Raw genomic sequence first — 15,740 nt, 5'->3', positions numbered from 1 at the left:
GCGGAATTAGTCCTTGCGATACACCCAGACGCGGGCCGGCGGAAGGTTCATCCAGATCCGCTCCGAGGCCTCTGTGGACACGCCGGGCAGCGATTTCGGAATCGGCGGCACCACCGCATAGGTGAACTGCACGAAGGGCGCACCGGGCGCCAGCGCCGTGAAGGCATCGCGGATAAGCCGCAGCCGCGTCAGCATCGGTTTTGTGACCAGCGGCAGGCCCGACACCACCGCGGAGGCCGGCGCACTCAAGACGTTCCAGAGCGTGTCACGCAGGCGATAGGCATCGCCCTGCACCACCTTGGCCTGCGGATAGCGGTCGCGCAGCAGGGCGCAGAAGCCGGGATTGTATTCGACCAGAACGAGACGCTTTTGATCGACGCCGCGCTCGACCAAGGCCGAGGTGATGGCACCCGTGCCGGGTCCGAGCTCGACCACCGGCGCGTCCGAATTGACGTCGACGTAATGGGCCATGGTCCGGGCCAGCAGCTTGCCCGACGGCATCACCGCGCCCATGTGGAGGGGCTTTTCAATCCATGACCGGAGAAAACGCACCTCGTCATCGAGACGGGGCTTCTTCAACGCACGCGCGGACGATGGCAATGGCATGTCGGGACCGGACGGGACCGCGTGACCGCGGCGTGTCAGAAAATGGTCACAAAGAGGTATAGGCCGAAGGCGGTACGGTCAAGCCGGGTCAATTCGCCCGATTACCGAAGAAGTCCTTGACCTTGGTGAAGAAGCCCTCGGATTCCGGCTGGGTGTTGCCGGAGGAAAGCTTTTCGAATTCGGCCAGCAATTCCTGCTGCTTCTTGGTGAGATTTTGCGGAGTCTCGACCACGACCTGAACATACATGTCGCCCATCTGGCGCGAGCGCAGCACCGGCATGCCTTTTGATGCAATGCGGAATCGGCGGCTAGACTGGGTGCCGGCGGGGACCTTCACCTTGGTCTTGCCTTTCTCGATGGTCGGCACCTCGAATTCGCCGCCAAGCGCGGCCGTCACCATCGAGATCGGCACACGACAATGCAGATCGGCGCCGTCGCGCTGGAAGAACTGGTGCTGGGACAGCGACAGGAAGATGTAGAGGTCGCCGGGCGGGCCGCCGCGGACCCCGGCCTCGCCCTCGCCGGCGAGCCTGATCCTGGTGCCGTCCTCAACGCCCGGAGGAATGTTGACCGACAGATTCCGCTCGCGGGTGACGCGCCCCTGACCCGAGCAGGACGGGCAGGCGTCCTCGATCATCTGGCCGCGGCCCTGGCACCCCGGACAGGTCCGCTCCAGCGTGAAGAAGCCCTGCGACTGCCGTACGCGTCCGGCGCCGCCGCAGGTCGAGCAGGTCTTCGGCTTGGTGCCGGCCTTGGCGCCGATGCCCGAACAGGCCTCGCAGGTGACCGAGACCGGGATCTCGATCTGCGCGGTCTTGCCGCCAAAAGCTTCCTCGAGCGTGATTTCCATGTTGTAGCGCAGGTCGGCGCCGCGCTCGCGGCCGCCGCGGCCACCGCCGCGCTGTCCGGCCATGCCGAACAAATCTTCGAAAATGTCGGAGAAGGAGGAGGCGAATCCCGCACCGAAACCGGCGCCGCCGCCGCCCTGCTCGAAGGCGGCATGACCGTAACGGTCATAGGCTGCGCGCTTGTCCTTATCTTTCAGGACCTCGTAGGCCTCGTTGATTTCCTTGAACTTGACTTCGCTGGTGTTGTCCCCGGGATTGCGGTCGGGGTGAAACTTCATCGCCAGCTTGCGGAACGACGATTTCAGGACGGAATCGTCGGCACCGCGTTCGACTTCGAGGGTTTCGTAGTAGCAGCGCTTGGTGGACGTGGACATGATGAGCTCGGTCTATCCAATCGCGATTCAAATCGGAGCGAAACGACGTCGCCACGCGACGATATAAGCGCTCCTCCGCCTTACGGCAGAGGGCAGCATGGCGACATTCAGCATAGCGGCTGGGAATTGATCGATCGTAACGGGGCCGATTTTAACAGAATCTTGGCCCGCCCGGCCCGGCACGATGGCCTCCCCCGCGAGGGAGGAGGCCGTTGGCGCGTGTGGGGTCCAAACCGTCCGCATCATCACCCTCGCGGGGTTCAGGCGGACTTCTTGTTGTTCTTATCGTCGTCGACTTCGGTGAATTCCGCGTCGACGACGTCGTCCTTGGCCGCATCCTTCTTGGCGTCGGCCTCGGCCTGCTGCGTGTAAATGGCCTCGCCGAGCTTCATCGAAGCCTGGGCCAGCGTTTGGGTCTTGGCCTTGATCGCTTCGGCATCGTCGCCCTTCAGCGCTTCCTTGAGGTCGCTGACGGCATCCTCAATGGAGCGGCGCTCGGTCTCGGCGATCTTCGAACCGTGCTCGGCCAGCGCCTTCTCGGTCGAATGCACCAGTCCGTCCGCATCGTTCTTGGCCATGACGGCCTCGCGGCGCTTCTTGTCCGCCTCGGCATTGGCCTCGGCGTCCTTGACCATCTTCTCGATGTCGGCTTCCGACAGACCGCCGGAAGCCTGGATGCGAATCTGCTGCTCCTTGGAAGTCGCCTTGTCCTTGGCCGACACGTTGACGATGCCGTTGGCGTCGATATCGAAGGTCACTTCGATCTGCGGCATGCCGCGCGGGGCCGGCGGAATGCCCATCAGGTCGAACTGGCCGAGCATCTTGTTGTCGGCCGCCATTTCACGCTCGCCCTGGAAGACGCGTATCGTAACCGCGTTCTGGCTGTCCTCGGCGGTCGAGAACACCTGGCTCTTCTTGGTCGGGATCGTGGTGTTGCGGTCGATGATACGGGTGAACACGCCGCCCAGCGTCTCGATGCCCAGCGACAGCGGGGTCACGTCGAGCAGCAGCACGTCCTTGACGTCGCCCTGAAGCACGCCGGCCTGGATCGCGGCGCCGATCGCCACGACTTCATCCGGGTTGACGCCCTTGTGCGGCTCCTTGCCGAACAGCTGCTTCACGACTTCCTGGACCTTCGGCATGCGCGACATCCCACCGACCAGCACCACTTCGCCGATCTCGGCGGCGGTGAGGCCGGCATCCTTCAGCGCCTTGCGGCAGGGCTCGACGGTCTTCTGGACGAGGTCGTCAACCAGCGCTTCGAACTTGGCACGGGTGAGCCTCATCGTCAGATGCTTCGGGCCGGTCTGGTCCGCGGTGATGAAGGGCAGGTTGATCTCGGTCTGCGTCGTCGACGACAGCTCGATCTTGGCCTTTTCAGCGGCTTCCTTCAGGCGCTGCAACGCGAGCTTGTCGTTGCGCAGGTTGATGCCCTGCTCCTTCTGGAACTCGTCAGCGAGATAGCCGACCAGGCGCATGTCGAAATCTTCGCCGCCGAGGAAGGTGTCGCCGTTGGTCGACTTCACCTCGAACACGCCGTCGCCGATTTCGAGAATCGAGACGTCGAACGTGCCGCCGCCGAGGTCGTACACGGCGATCGTACCGGCCTTGGTCTTGTCCAGACCATAAGCGAGCGCAGCCGCGGTCGGCTCGTTGATGATGCGCAGCACTTCAAGGCCCGCGATCTTGCCGGCGTCCTTGGTCGCCTGGCGCTGGGCGTCGTTGAAGTAGGCGGGAACGGTGATGACGGCCTGGTCGACCTTCTGGCCGAGATGAGCTTCCGCGGTCTCCTTCATCTTCTGCAAGATGAAGGCGGAGACCTGCGAGGGCGAGTAGGTCTGGCCGTCGGCCTCGACCCAGGCGTCGCCGTTGGAAGCCTTCACGATCTTGTACGGAACGAGCTTCTTGTCCTTCTCGACCATCGGGTCGTCGTAGCGGCGGCCGATCAGGCGCTTCACTGCGAAGAAGGTGCGCTCGGGATTGGTGACGGCCTGGCGCTTGGCAGGCTGGCCGACGAGGCGCTCACCGTCGTCGGTCACGGCGACGATCGAAGGCGTCGTGCGCATGCCTTCGGAATTCTCGATGACTTTGGCGTTCTTGCCATCCATTACGGCGACGCACGAATTCGTGGTACCGAGGTCGATCCCGATGACCTTTCCCATGGTCCTGATATCCTTGTTTTTGCGGCAGGCTGGCTGGGCCCAGAAGGCACCCGAACCGAAACCCCCTAAGATCAAACATTCGCGATATTGCGATGGTTGACGCTCATATAGGAGGGGGGGAGGGGCCCGCAAGGAGAGAACGCAAGTTTCGGCCGTGAAAACATCGGGTTTGGGAGCATCATATCCGGGCTGAACCGCCCTTACGGGTGAGGAATTATTAACAGGTTCAGATATCAGCCAGCCCCCGCCACCATGAACCGCGCGCCCTGTTACCGGCGAGGCAAACCCGCTAAAAGGCGGTCGCCGGAGAGCCGCCATCGAGGCTGCGCCGCGCGACAAAGCGGCCCGGTGGCCGACCATCGAACGGCCTCAATGTGAACCAATCAGAGTGCCCATGAAGCTGACCCGCCCCCTCGCTGCGCTCGCCCTCCTCGTCGCCTCCGCACTTCCGGCTCTGGCTGCCGACGCCGTTTTCCCGCCTGGCTTGCGCCTCGGCATGGTGCCGTTGGTCGGCCTCAGCACGGCCAAGACGTTTCCGGGCTTCCAGAGCGAGGACGGCAACGTCAAGGTGCTGATCACCGAGCTGCCGCCGGCGGCTTATGGCGAGGTCGTGAGCGCCTTCAATTCCAATCCGGCCGGAACCAACGGCGTCAAGCAGGACAAGATCGAGACGCCTGCGGGCCTGGCCTATTTCACCACCGAGAGCGGCAAGGCCGGCGAAACCCCCGTGAGGCGCTATTCGATGATCGTGCCGGGCGCCGGCTTCTCCGGCTATGTCGCGGTGCAGATTCCGGAGAATGCGATCAAGATCTACACCGACGAGGCGGTGCGGCAGATGTTTGCGAGCGTCGCCACCCGCAAGCAGGTCTCGGCCGACGAGCAGCTCGCGCTGATGCCGTTCAAGATCACCGATCTCGCCGAATTCAAGGACGTCCGCATGCTGGCGCCGGGCTCAAGCATCATCCTGGCCGACGGCGACGAGAGCACAGGCTATGAATCGAAGCCCTTCATGATCCTCGGCGTGATCGGCGCCACCCCGCAGCAGGCCGACGACCGCGCCCGCTTCGCCCAGGAGGCGGCGCTGCAGATTCCTGGCGTGCGCGAGTCGCGCGTCACCATGTCCGAGCCGCTTCGCATCAACGGCCAGCAGGGTTTCGAGACCCGGATCGACGGTATCAGCGGCAAGGACAAGACGGCGGTGACCGTGGTGCAGTGGATCCGCTTCAGCAGCGCTGGCGCTTCGCTGCGCATCATCGCCAGCGCCCCGCGCGACCAGTGGCCGGCCGCCTTCACCCGCTTCCGCGCGGTACGCGACGGCATCCAGCCGAAGGGCTGAAAGGCCCATGCGCTGACCACATCCGGCTGCATTTTCGGGCTTCTGTTCGTACACGAGCGGAACTAGGCGCTCCTCCGTTCAATCTGGAGGGAGGCGGACCATGCTGGATCGGCGACACATCTTGACGGCGCTTGCAACGACGGCGCTCGCGACCCTCGTGCCAAGCGCGCTCTTAGCAGCGGCATCGATCAAGCCGGACGATGCATCCGCGCTGCTCGTGATCGACGTGCAGAACTGCTTCCTGCCCGGCGGCAGCCTCGCCGTAAAGGAAGGCGAGCAGGTGGTGCCGGTCATCAACAAGACGGCCAAAGCGTTTTCGAACGTGGTGATGACACAGGACTGGCACACGCAAGGCCATGTTTCGTTTGCGTCGGCACACTCCGGCAAGAAGCCGTTCGAGACCGTCGACCTTCCCTACGGCAAGCAGGTGCTGTGGCCCGACCATTGCGTGCAGGGCACCGACGGCGCCGCGCTGTCGAAGGACCTTGCGATCCCGCACGCCGAACTCATTATCCGCAAGGGTTTTCACAAGGACGTCGACAGCTATTCGGCCTTCCTCGAAGCCGACGGCAAGACCTCGACCGGCCTTGCCGGCTATCTGAAGGCGCGCAAGATCAAGCGCGTCTTCGTCGCGGGGCTGGCGACGGATTTCTGCGTCGCCTGGACCGCGCTCGACGCCCGCAAGGCGGGCTTCGAGGTCTATGTGGTGGAAGACGCCTGCCGCGGCATCGACAATCAGGGTTCGCTCGCAAAAGCCTGGGCCGACATGGCCAAGGCCGGCGTGAAGCGGATTCAGTCTGCGGATATCGCGCCGAGCGCGTAGGCGACGCCGAGAGCTGCAAGACCCTCATCCCGAGGAGCGCGCTTCTCCGCGCGCGTCTCCTCAACATGGGGATTGAGAGCTAAACCGGCTCGTTGCTGTTGGCGGCGGGCGCGGCCTTCGCGCCGCCCTTGGCGACACCGACCAAAGCGGGGCGCAGCACGCGCTCGCCGATGGTATAGCCGGCCTGCATCACCTGCACGACGGTGCCCGCGGGCACCGACGCATCGGGAACCTCAAACATCGCCTGCTGGAAGTTCGGATCGAACTTCTGCCCCGAGGGGTCGAACTTCTTCACGCCGTGTTTTTCCAGCGCGTTGAGCAGCGAGCGCTCGGTCAGCTCGACGCCCTCGATCAGCGAAGCCAGGCCGGGATCGGCCGCCGCACGGGCATCGGCCGGAACGGCATCGAGCGCGCGCTGGAGGTTGTCGGCGATATCGAGCACGTCACGGGCAAAGCCGGTGACGCCGTAGAGCTTGGAGTCAGCGACCTCCTTGGCGGTGCGCTTGCGCAAATTTTCCATCTCGGCCAGCGTCCGCAGCATGCGGTCGCGCGCCTCGGCGGCTTCCTTCTGCAAAAGCTCGACCGAGCCGGGCTCGGGATCGTCCGGCATGATGTAGGGTTTTGACACCACGGGCTCGGGCGTCACAGCGGCCGCGTCTTCGGGTTGCCGGTCTCGATCGGTCATCGGCTCTCTTCTCAAACGTCTCAGGGATTTTCTCGCCCGGATATCGTGCTTCGGACGGCGAAAATCAAGCGCCCGTGATCGGCCCAAGGCGCCGGTCAGCCCCCCAGGAGGCGGCTGACGATGCGGGCGGCGTAGTCCACGGTCGGGATCACACGGGCATAATTCAGCCGTGTCGGCCCGATTACGCCCAGAACGCCGACAATATGGCCGGCGGCATCCCGATAGGGCGAGATGATGGTGGAAGAGCCCGACAGCGAGAACAGCTTGTTCTCACTGCCGATGAAGATCCGCACGCCTTCCGCGGTCTCGGCCCGGCCGAGCAGGTCGATCACGCCGCGCTTGGTTTCGAGATCGTCGAACAGCAGGCGAACGCGCTCCAGATCCTCCAGCGCATGCAAATCTTCGAGCAAATTGGCGTGGCCGCGGACGATGAGCTGGCGGTCCTCGCTCTCGCCGCCGGACCAGCTGGCGATACCGGCGGAAATCACCTTTTGCGTGAGCTGATCGAGCTCGGCGCGGGCCTCTCCGAGTGCGGTCTCGAGCTCGAGCCGCGCCTCGGCCAGGGTCCGGCCGCGGATCCGCGCGTTGAGGAAATTGCCGGCCTCGGTGAGTGCCGAGGAGGGAACCCCCAGCGGCAGCACCAGCACGCGGTTTTCAACCTGGCCATCCTCGCCGACCAGGATCACCAGCGCCTTCTCCGGTTCCAGGCGGACGAATTCGATGTGTTTGAGCCGCGCATTGGATTTTGGCGTCAGCACCACCGCGGCGGCGCGCGTGAGGCCGGAGAGCCGCGTCAGCGCCTCCTCCAGCGCGGCCTCGACTGATTGCGCCTGCCCGACGGAGGTGAGCTGGCTCTGGATCGCCTGCCGCTCGGCCTCGGTGAGGTCGCCGACCTGCATCAGGGCATCGACGAAAAAGCGCAGGCCGAGTTCCGTCGGCAGCCGGCCGGCGGAGGTATGCGGGGCATAGATCAGGCCGAGCTGTTCCAGATCGGCCATGACGTTGCGGACCGAGGCCGGCGACAGCGGCATGGCGATCAGGCGCGAAATATTGCGCGAGCCGACGGGCTCCCCGGTCGCGAGATAGCTTTCGACAATTTGACGAAAGATGTCGCGGGAACGCTCGTTGAGCTGGGCGAGACCCGCGCGCGGCGCGATCAGATGGATCGGATCGTGATGGGCCACAGACGGTAACTCCTCTCGGATGCACGTAATTTGTCTATCCCGGGCGCTTCTGACAAGCGTGGCGTTCGCGGATCGAAAATCGGGGGTGAATAAGGTCTCGATCTTCCCCCTTGCCGCCCACCCTCACCCCACCTACAAGCACCGCGAATAGCCCTTTTCCGAGAGTTTTGGAGGATTTCCCATGCGGCCAAGCCGCCGTGCGCCTGACGAATTGCGCCCCGTGACGCTGGAGCGCGGCGTGGTCAAATATGCGGAAGGCTCGTGCCTGGTGAAATTCGGCGACACCCACGTGCTGGTCACCGCCACACTGGAAGACCGCCTGCCACCATGGCTGAAGGGCCAGGGCCGCGGCTGGGTCACCGCCGAATACGGCATGCTGCCGCGCGCGACCTCGGAACGCACCCGCCGCGAGGCCTCGGCTGGAAAGCAGAGCGGCCGCACCGTCGAAATTCAGCGCCTGATCGGCCGTTCGCTTCGCACCATCATCAATCTCGAAGCGATGGGTGAGCGCCAGATCACGGTCGATTGCGACGTGCTCCAGGCCGATGGCGGCACCCGCACGGCCTCGATCACCGGTGCCTGGGTCGCGCTCGCCGATTGCGTCAACTGGATGAAGGCGCGCAACATGGTCAAGGCCAACGTGTTGCGCGACAACGTCGCCGCGATCTCCTGCGGCATCTACAAAGGCACGCCCGTGCTCGACCTCGACTATGCCGAGGATTCGGAAGCCGACACCGACGCCAATTTCGTCATGACGGGCGATGGCCGCATCATCGAGGTCCAGGGCACTGCGGAACGCGAGCCGTTCACGGAAGCCGAGTTGCTGGCGCTGATGGCGCTGGCGCGCAAGGGCGTCGCGCGTCTCGTGGACTTGCAGAAACTGGCGGTAGCGTAGTCAATAAGCCGATGCATCGCCGAATCACCGGAAAGCTCGTCATCGCGACCCACAATCCCGGCAAGCTCGCCGAGATGAAGGAGCTGCTCGCGCCTTACGGCGTCGAGGCGGTGTCGGCCGGCGAGCTCGGCCTTCCCGAGCCGGAAGAAACCGGCAACGATTTCCGCAGCAATGCTGCGATCAAGGCGATCGCGGCAGCCCAAGCGACGAAGCTTCCGTCTTTCGCCGATGATTCCGGCATCGTGGTCGACGCGCTCGATGGCGCGCCGGGCATCTATTCAGCGCGCTGGGCCGGTCCGAGCAAGGATTTTGCCGCGGCGATGGCGCAGATCGAACGGCTGTTGCAGGAGCGCGGCGCGACCACGCCCGACAAGCGCAAGGCGCACTTCGTTTCCGCGCTCTGCGTCGCATGGCCCGACGATCATCTCGAAGAGGTCGAGGCGCGCGTCGACGGCACGCTGGTGTGGCCGCCGCGCGGCACCGCCGGCTTCGGCTACGACCCGATGTTTTTGCCCGACGGCCACAGCCGCACCTTCGGCGAGATGGAGAGCATCGAGAAGCACGGCCTGCCGCCGCTCGGTCTTGGTCTGTCGCATCGTGCCCGCGCCTTCGTGAAACTGGCGGAGATCTGCCTTGGACCGCGCTAAGGAAGCCTTCGGCGTCTACGTGCACTGGCCGTTCTGCCTGTCGAAGTGCCCCTATTGCGACTTCAACAGCCATGTCCGCCACGTTGCGATCGACGAAGCGCGTTTTGCGGCAGCATTCGCGCGTGAGATCGAAACGACCGCGCAACGTTCGCCCGGTCGCGAGGTCACCTCGATCTTTCTCGGCGGCGGCACGCCATCGCTGATGCAGCCTGCGACTGTCGGCGCTGTGCTCGACGCCATCGGCAAGCACTGGGCTGTGGCGAAAGACGTCGAAGTCACGCTGGAGGCAAACCCGACCAGCGTCGAAGCCACGCGCTTTGCCGGTTATCGTGCCGCCGGCGTCAACCGTGTCTCGCTCGGCGTGCAGGCGCTCGACGATGCCTCACTGAAAGCACTGGGCCGCATGCACAGCGCGCGCGAGGCACTCGATGCCGTCGCCATCGCGCGCCGCTCGTTTGATCGTTATTCGTTCGACCTGATCTATGCCCGTCCCGACCAGACGCCGGCGATGTGGGCCGATGAACTGCGTCTCGCGATCGATGAAGCGGCCGAGCACCTGTCGCTCTATCAATTGACGATCGAAGAAGGCACGCCGTTCTTTGGCCTGCATCAGGCCGGCAAGCTGAAGACGCCGGATGAAGCGATCGCACGCGCGCTCTACGACGTCACGCAGGAGACCTGCGAGAAGCTCGGCCTGCCCGCCTACGAGATCTCAAATCATGCGCGGCCGGGCGCCGAGTGCCGGCACAATCTGGTCTACTGGCGCGGCGAGGAATATGCCGGCCGGCGTCGGCCCCGGCGCTCATGGCCGGCTCGACATCGACGGTATCAGGCATGCCACCGCCACCGAGAAGCGCCCCGAAGCCTGGCTGATGCGGGTCGAGACCAACGGCCACGGCATTGTCACCGACGATCTCCTCAACAGCGAAGAGCGCTCCGACGAATTCCTGCTGATGGGATTGCGCCTTGCAGAAGGCATCGACCCCGAGCGCTACAGGGCTCTCTCCGGCCGCTCGCTCGATCCCAAGCGCATCACGCTGCTGCGCGAAGAAGGCGCGATCACGGTGGATGCAACGGGGCGTCTGCGCGTCACCAGCAGCGGATTCCCGGTGCTGGACGCGGTGGTTGCGGATCTGGCGGCGTAACGAGTTCTACGAAAGCAACTACGCCCCAAAACTCTTCGGCGAGCCCGCGACGGCCACGCCGCCGCCGGTCGTCACCTTCATCACCGCAAGCCCGCGCTCGTTCGTCCCATCGGCGCGGAAGCGGAACAGGCCGTCGATGCCGGCAAAGCCGGAGGGATTGGTGAGCACGTCGGACGAGAAGCGCGTCGTGCCTTGTGTGCGCGCCAGCGCGGCGACGAGGGCGACCGCGTCATAGGCGAGCGTTGCGGTACGCACCGGCTCGGCGCCGTATTTGGTGCGATAGCGGCCGGAGAAGGCGCGGAAGCCAGCCGGGTCCGGCGCGGCGTAGAGGCCGCCTTGCAAGCTTGGGCTGGCATAGACGCGCGGACCGTCCCACAGGCCGGTGCCGAGCAGCTGGATATTGCGCAGATTTGCACCCGCCGCGGTCATCGCATCGGCGACTGCGACGACGGCGTCGCCGTCATCGGCGATGAACAACGCATCGGCGCTGCCGAGTTGCTGCGCCACGGTCCGGGCCGGCGTCGCGCGATCGGCGCCGTATTTCTCGAACGCGACGATGCGCCCGCCGCGGCGCGGCACTGCCGCCTTCACCGCGGCCTCGACCACATTGCCATAGGCATTGTCTGGCACGAGTACGGCGACGGCGCGCTTTCCGATGCCGGCAGAATATTCGACGATGCGGTTGACGTCGGATTCCGGCAGGAAACTCAGCAGATAAACGCCGCGGCCGGCGATGCTGGAGTCGGTCGAGAACGCGATCACCGAGATGCCGCGCGTGCGCGCGATCTGGGCCACCGCAGGCACCGACTGCGCGAACAGCGGACCCAGGATGATCTCGGCGCCCTCGTCGACCGCCTGCTGGGCGCTCGCCTGCGCGCCCTGCGGGCTGCCATTGTCGTCCTTGATCAGGAGCTGGATGTTGGGATTCTGGAACTCGGCCAGCGCCATCTCGGCGGCGTTGCGCATCGACTGCGCGGCAAGACCCGCATTGCCGGCCGCCGAGAGCGGCAGGATCACGGCGACCTTCACCCCGCCGTTGCCGGCGGTCGTTGCCTGTTGCGGCGGGCCTGCCGGCTGGGCAGGAGGCGGGGAGGAACTGCTGAACTGGCTCAGGCTCTGCTGGACGCCGGCGCAGGCCGACAGCAGCGGCGTGCCGAGCAACAGGCCCAGCGCGCTCCGCCGGGTCGCCCCTGATATCAGGGGCCCCCGAACGGGAGACTCCTCCGAAAAGGAAGATCTGGGATCACGCGGGCCCGTCATAGCAGCTTCTCTTCTGACCGACCGTCGCCAGCCGGTCACGACATTGTTTCCACGACACAAGCCGTGAATTCAGGCATATTGTCGGCAAATAGTTAACTCAAACAAAAGGATAATGACCGCTTAACGCGGCTCAACCTTAAAGTCCTGGCTGGCTGTCCACCGCCGCCACCCAGCATCAAGGCGGCGTTTCCGCCGTGAATATGGCGCTGACGCTTCATTCCCTCTGGAATGTGATGCCCGATGGATCACATTCCCGTCCTTCCTCGCTCCTCACCCAAGCGATCTTTTTCCGAGGACCGGTTCCCAGCCCCGGGGATCATGCCTAAGTTCGATTCATCATGCGCGCAAAGCCATCCCCGATAAATACACCTGAGACTACGGAACCCGCCTCGCGCGGTTTCTCCATCGACGCCCATCGTCTTGCGGCGCCGAAGGCCGCGCCGGGCCTGCATCTGGTCGCGACTCCCATCGGCAATCTCGGCGACATCACGCTGCGGGCGCTGCAGACCCTCGCCGGGGTCGATGTCATCGCCTGCGAGGACACCCGCATCACGCGGCGTCTGACCGAGCGCTACGCCATTGCGGCGCAGCTCAAGCAATATCACGAGCACAACGCCGAAGCGGCCCGTCCAAAAATCCTGGAGGCGCTGGGGCAGGGCGGCTCCATCGCGCTGGTGTCGGACGCCGGCACGCCGCTGATCTCGGATCCCGGCTTCAAGCTGGTGCGCGAGGTCTGCGCCGCCGGCCACGCGGTCTACGCGCTGCCCGGCCCGTCCTCGGTGCTGGCGGCGCTGTCGGTCGCCGCGCTGCCGACCGACCGCTTCTTCTTCGAGGGGTTCTTGCCGTCGAAATCGGCCGCGCGACGATCGCGCCTGGCCGAACTCGCGCGCATCGATGCGACGCTGGTGATGTTCGACTCCGGCAACCGCGTGCAGGACACGCTCGCGGAGCTCGCCGAGATCATGGGGACCCGCGAAGCCGCGATCTGCCGCGAGCTGACCAAACTGCACGAGGAGATTTCGCGCGCGACGCTGCAGGAGCTGGCGCGCGACGCCGACACGCTGGAGACGCGCGGCGAATTCGTGCTGGTGATCGCTCCGCCTGCGCCGGATGCCGAGATGCTGACATCGGATGCGCTCGACGACGTCCTGCGCGAGCAGCTTGCCGCGCACAGCGTCAAGGACGCGGTGGCGCACGCGGTCGCGCTCTCGGGCCGGCCGCGCCGCGAGGTTTATGCCCGCGCGCTCGCGCTTGCCAAAGACCTGCGGGGCGGCGATGGCGAAGAATGAGGTCCCGGCGGAACCGAAGGTCGCCTCGCCCGAGCGCGTCGCCGCGTTCCGCACCGGCATCTCCGCGGAAAGCCGCGCCGCAGCCTATCTCATGGCCAAGGGCTACCGCATCCTCGCCAAACGCTACCGCACACCGCATGGCGAGATCGACATCGTGGCGCGCCGCCGCGATTTGATCGCCTTCGTCGAGGTCAAGGCGCGCGCGACGCTGGACGACGCCGCCTTCGCCGTGACGCCGCGCCAGCAGCAGCGCATCATCAATGCCGCGCAAGGCTGGCTCGTCGCGCATCCCGAGCATGCGGAATTTGAAATGCGATTCGATGCCATGCTGATTGCGCCGCGGTCACTTCCACGCCATGTGTTGGCGGCATTCGACGCCTCGACCTGAAAGGCAGACCATGAAACTGAACGTCGCCGTCCAGATGGACCCCATCGCCCGCATCAACATCAAGGGCGATTCCACCTTTGCGCTGCTGCTGGAGGCGCAGAAGCGCGGCCACGGCCTGTCCTATTACACGCCCGACAAGCTCTCGATGGTCGGCGAGGAGATCGTCGCTCCCGTCCAGCTGCTCACCGTACGCGACGAGCCCGGCAATCACTTCACCCTGGGCGAGCCCCGGCGCGAGGCGCTCAACGGCTTTGACGTGGTGCTGCTGCGCCAGGACCCGCCATTCGACCTCGCCTACATCACCTCGACCCACCTCCTCGAACGCATCCATCCGAAGACACTCGTCGTCAACGATCCCGCCTCGGTGCGCAATGCGCCGGAAAAGCTGCTCGTGATGAACTTTCCGCAGCTGATGCCGCCGACGCTGATCTCGCGCGACCTGGACGAGATCAACGCTTTTCGCGACAAGAACGGCGCCGTCGTCATGAAGCCGCTGCACGGCCACGGCGGCGCGGCGGTATTCCGCGTGATGCCCCAGGACATGAATTTCGGGTCGCTGTTCGACATGTTCTCGGTGACCTTCATGGAGCCCTGGGTGATCCAGCAGTTCATCCCCGAGGTGAAGCACGGCGACAAGCGCATCATCCTGATCAACGGCGAGTTCGCCGGCGCGGTGAACCGCGTCCCGGCCGCAGACGACCTCCGCTCCAACATGGTGCGCGGCGGCGCAGCGCAGGAGACCGAGCTCACGCCGCGCGAGCGCGAGATCTGCGCCACCGTCGGCCCGGCGCTGCGCGAGCGCGGGCTGTTGTTCGTCGGCATCGACGTCATCAACGGCAACCTCACCGAGATCAACGTGACCTCGCCAACCGGCATTCGCGCGATTGCAAATCTCGGCGGCCCTGACGTTGCGGCAAAACTCTGGGACGTCATCGAGCAGAAGCGGGCGAAGTAGGCACCGGTGCGTAGCCCGGAGTGAAGAAAAATCCGGGCTACGCACCGCGCACGCTGCTCCGCGCGCACATCACTAACCACCCATTCACCATGACGCCGCGCGCATCATTCGAACGCGTGGGCCGCTGCGTGAAACTACGGAGCCGGTGGCCGACCGGCTAACGCGACGTTCACCATCTGCCGAAAGACCGCAGCGCCGCCCGCGCTCACATTCGGCCTCGCAACACCCCTTATACTTTTACTGCCTACTCATCGACGTCGGGGAACCCGCTAGGTGCGGTTCGAGTGCCCCGCGTAAGAGTAGAAGCGTATGAACACCGCACGCATTGTCGTTCTCGTCATCGCGCTGGGCGCCGGCGGCGTCGCTGCGTATCTGGCGAGCGGCTATGAGAACAGGCCCGCGCCCGCTCTCCCCGTCGCCGAGAAGCTGCCGACGGTCGAGGTGCTGGTCGCCAAGAACGACATCCAGCTCGGCCAGGCCGTGAAGCCCGATGACCTGCAATGGCAGGTCTGGCCGGCGGCGACCGCGAGCAGCGCCTTCATCCGCCGCGACAACAGGCCCGAGGCGCAGACCCAGATCGCAGGTTCGATCGCGCGCGTGCCGTTGATGCAAGGCGAGCCGATCCGCGAGCAGAAGCTGGTCAAGGCGGAAGGCTCCGGCTTCATGGCCGCGATCCTGCCGTCGGGCATGCGCGCCGTCTCCACCGAACTCTCAGCCGAGACCGGCGCCGGCGGCTTCATCCTGCCGAATGACCGCGTCGATGTCGTGCTGACCCGCCGCCTGAAGAATCCCGACGGCGCGAACAACAGCAACGGCCCGACCGGCGGTAACGACCTCGTCCTGTCCGAGGTCATCCTGACCAATATCCGCGTGCTCGCGATCGACCAGGCGCCGAAGGAAAAGGACGGCCAGAACGCCGTCGTCGGCAAGACCGTCACGCTCGAGCTCAGGCCCGACCAGGTCGCCACGCTATCGGCCGCGCGTCAGAGCGGCACGCTGTCGCTCGCGCTGCGCAGCATCGTCGATGCCAACTCGGTCGACGGCACGCCCGAGGACCAGGCGATCAAGCGTCCCGGCGGGATCAACGTCATTCGCTACGGCGTGCAGGCGCGGCAACTGACGTCACAGAAGTGATGGGGACAT

The 15,740-nt window shown here is 65.3% G+C and carries 14 protein-coding genes and 1 pseudogene; 9 read left to right on the top strand and 6 right to left on the bottom strand.

The annotated features are described in order from the left end of the window. Window positions 1-6 precede the first annotated feature (6 nt). From ACVWYI_RS03240 to dnaK, 3 genes are all read right to left on the bottom strand, one after another. Window positions 7-606, bottom strand: a complete 600-nt coding sequence (locus tag ACVWYI_RS03240) for a class I SAM-dependent methyltransferase (protein WP_007598495.1) — start codon at window positions 604-606, stop codon at window positions 7-9. A gap of 88 nt (window positions 607-694) precedes the next feature. After that, entirely contained in the window at window positions 695-1,828 is a 1,134-nt protein-coding gene (gene dnaJ, locus ACVWYI_RS03235; protein WP_354048511.1) for a molecular chaperone DnaJ, read from the bottom strand. Window positions 1,829-2,088: 260 nt separating this feature from the next. Further along, on the bottom strand, window positions 2,089-3,990 hold the full coding sequence (gene dnaK, locus ACVWYI_RS03230; RefSeq protein ID WP_247352644.1) for a molecular chaperone DnaK: 1,902 nt from the start codon (window positions 3,988-3,990) through the stop codon (window positions 2,089-2,091). 394 nt (window positions 3,991-4,384) lie between these two features. Here dnaK and ACVWYI_RS03225 point away from each other — a divergent pair, with 394 nt between their 5' ends. Both ACVWYI_RS03225 and pncA read left to right on the top strand, forming a co-directional pair. Then, window positions 4,385-5,326 (top strand): hypothetical protein, encoded by a 942-nt coding sequence (locus ACVWYI_RS03225; protein WP_456661215.1) that lies wholly within the window; start codon window positions 4,385-4,387, stop codon window positions 5,324-5,326. 100 nt (window positions 5,327-5,426) lie between these two features. Further along, window positions 5,427-6,149: a bifunctional nicotinamidase/pyrazinamidase gene (gene pncA / locus ACVWYI_RS03220; RefSeq protein WP_456661214.1), complete on the top strand. Its 723-nt coding sequence runs from the start codon at window positions 5,427-5,429 to the stop codon at window positions 6,147-6,149. 79 nt (window positions 6,150-6,228) lie between these two features. Here pncA and grpE read toward each other — a convergent pair whose 3' ends face one another. Next, complete coding sequence (gene grpE / locus ACVWYI_RS03215) at window positions 6,229-6,834, bottom strand: nucleotide exchange factor GrpE (RefSeq protein WP_456661213.1); 606 nt, start codon at window positions 6,832-6,834, stop codon at window positions 6,229-6,231. Window positions 6,835-6,929: 95 nt separating this feature from the next. Beyond that, window positions 6,930-8,018, bottom strand: a complete 1,089-nt coding sequence (gene hrcA / locus ACVWYI_RS03210) for a heat-inducible transcriptional repressor HrcA (RefSeq protein WP_247352636.1) — start codon at window positions 8,016-8,018, stop codon at window positions 6,930-6,932. Window positions 8,019-8,199: 181 nt separating this feature from the next. On the opposite strand from hrcA, the gene rph reads away from it, so the two are divergent. From rph to hemW, 3 genes and pseudogenes are all read left to right on the top strand, one after another. Then, window positions 8,200-8,913 (top strand): ribonuclease PH, encoded by a 714-nt coding sequence (gene rph / locus ACVWYI_RS03205; RefSeq protein ID WP_354048504.1) that lies wholly within the window; start codon window positions 8,200-8,202, stop codon window positions 8,911-8,913. Window positions 8,914-8,924: 11 nt separating this feature from the next. Further along, entirely contained in the window at window positions 8,925-9,560 is a 636-nt protein-coding gene (rdgB, locus tag ACVWYI_RS03200; RefSeq protein ID WP_456661212.1) for an RdgB/HAM1 family non-canonical purine NTP pyrophosphatase, read from the top strand. Further along, window positions 9,547-10,705, top strand: a pseudogene (hemW, locus tag ACVWYI_RS03195) (radical SAM family heme chaperone HemW). The gene rdgB and the pseudogene hemW overlap by 14 nt, the downstream one beginning before the upstream one ends. A gap of 18 nt (window positions 10,706-10,723) precedes the next feature. Here hemW and ACVWYI_RS03190 read toward each other — a convergent pair. Beyond that, a complete protein-coding gene (locus ACVWYI_RS03190; RefSeq protein ID WP_354048498.1) occupies window positions 10,724-11,965 on the bottom strand; it encodes a penicillin-binding protein activator in 1,242 nt (413 codons plus the stop codon). Window positions 11,966-12,303: 338 nt separating this feature from the next. Between ACVWYI_RS03190 and rsmI the strand changes: the two genes are divergently transcribed. The 4 genes from rsmI (at window position 12,304) to cpaB (ending at window position 15,731) form a co-directional block, all read left to right on the top strand. After that, a complete protein-coding gene (gene rsmI / locus ACVWYI_RS03185) occupies window positions 12,304-13,254 on the top strand; it encodes a 16S rRNA (cytidine(1402)-2'-O)-methyltransferase (protein ID WP_456661211.1) in 951 nt (316 codons plus the stop codon). Then, the gene (locus tag ACVWYI_RS03180; protein WP_247352626.1) at window positions 13,241-13,642 is read left to right on the top strand and encodes a YraN family protein; all 402 of its coding nucleotides are present in this window, start codon (window positions 13,241-13,243) and stop codon (window positions 13,640-13,642) included. The genes rsmI and ACVWYI_RS03180 overlap by 14 nt, the downstream gene beginning before the upstream one ends. Window positions 13,643-13,652: 10 nt before the next feature. Further along, complete coding sequence (gene gshB / locus ACVWYI_RS03175; RefSeq protein WP_456661210.1) at window positions 13,653-14,597, top strand: glutathione synthase; 945 nt, start codon at window positions 13,653-13,655, stop codon at window positions 14,595-14,597. Window positions 14,598-14,906: 309 nt separating this feature from the next. Continuing rightward, entirely contained in the window at window positions 14,907-15,731 is an 825-nt protein-coding gene (gene cpaB / locus ACVWYI_RS03170) for a Flp pilus assembly protein CpaB (protein WP_354048493.1), read from the top strand. The last annotated feature ends 9 nt before the right edge of the window (window positions 15,732-15,740 follow it).

Source organism: Bradyrhizobium sp. LB13.1, from assembly GCF_054056815.1.
Note: the sequence above shows the minus strand (reverse complement) of the source record. Positions and strands in the feature narration are given on the sequence as shown.

What these genes read in the sequence shown, in the direction of transcription:
- ACVWYI_RS03240 (WP_007598495.1), bottom strand. Translation starts at nt 606, where the DNA reads ATGCCATTGCCATCGTCCGCGCGTGCGTTGAAGAAGCCCCGTCTCGAT.
- dnaJ (WP_354048511.1), bottom strand. Translation starts at nt 1,828, where the DNA reads ATGTCCACGTCCACCAAGCGCTGCTACTACGAAACCCTCGAAGTCGAA.
- dnaK (WP_247352644.1), bottom strand. Translation starts at nt 3,990, where the DNA reads ATGGGAAAGGTCATCGGGATCGACCTCGGTACCACGAATTCGTGCGTC.
- ACVWYI_RS03225 (WP_456661215.1), top strand. Translation starts at nt 4,385, where the DNA reads ATGAAGCTGACCCGCCCCCTCGCTGCGCTCGCCCTCCTCGTCGCCTCC.
- pncA (WP_456661214.1), top strand. Translation starts at nt 5,427, where the DNA reads ATGCTGGATCGGCGACACATCTTGACGGCGCTTGCAACGACGGCGCTC.
- grpE (WP_456661213.1), bottom strand. Translation starts at nt 6,834, where the DNA reads ATGACCGATCGAGACCGGCAACCCGAAGACGCGGCCGCTGTGACGCCC.
- rph (WP_354048504.1), top strand. Translation starts at nt 8,200, where the DNA reads ATGCGGCCAAGCCGCCGTGCGCCTGACGAATTGCGCCCCGTGACGCTG.
- rdgB (WP_456661212.1), top strand. Translation starts at nt 8,925, where the DNA reads ATGCATCGCCGAATCACCGGAAAGCTCGTCATCGCGACCCACAATCCC.
- ACVWYI_RS03190 (WP_354048498.1), bottom strand. Translation starts at nt 11,965, where the DNA reads ATGACGGGCCCGCGTGATCCCAGATCTTCCTTTTCGGAGGAGTCTCCC.
- rsmI (WP_456661211.1), top strand. Translation starts at nt 12,304, where the DNA reads ATGCGCGCAAAGCCATCCCCGATAAATACACCTGAGACTACGGAACCC.
- ACVWYI_RS03180 (WP_247352626.1), top strand. Translation starts at nt 13,241, where the DNA reads ATGGCGAAGAATGAGGTCCCGGCGGAACCGAAGGTCGCCTCGCCCGAG.
- gshB (WP_456661210.1), top strand. Translation starts at nt 13,653, where the DNA reads ATGAAACTGAACGTCGCCGTCCAGATGGACCCCATCGCCCGCATCAAC.
- cpaB (WP_354048493.1), top strand. Translation starts at nt 14,907, where the DNA reads ATGAACACCGCACGCATTGTCGTTCTCGTCATCGCGCTGGGCGCCGGC.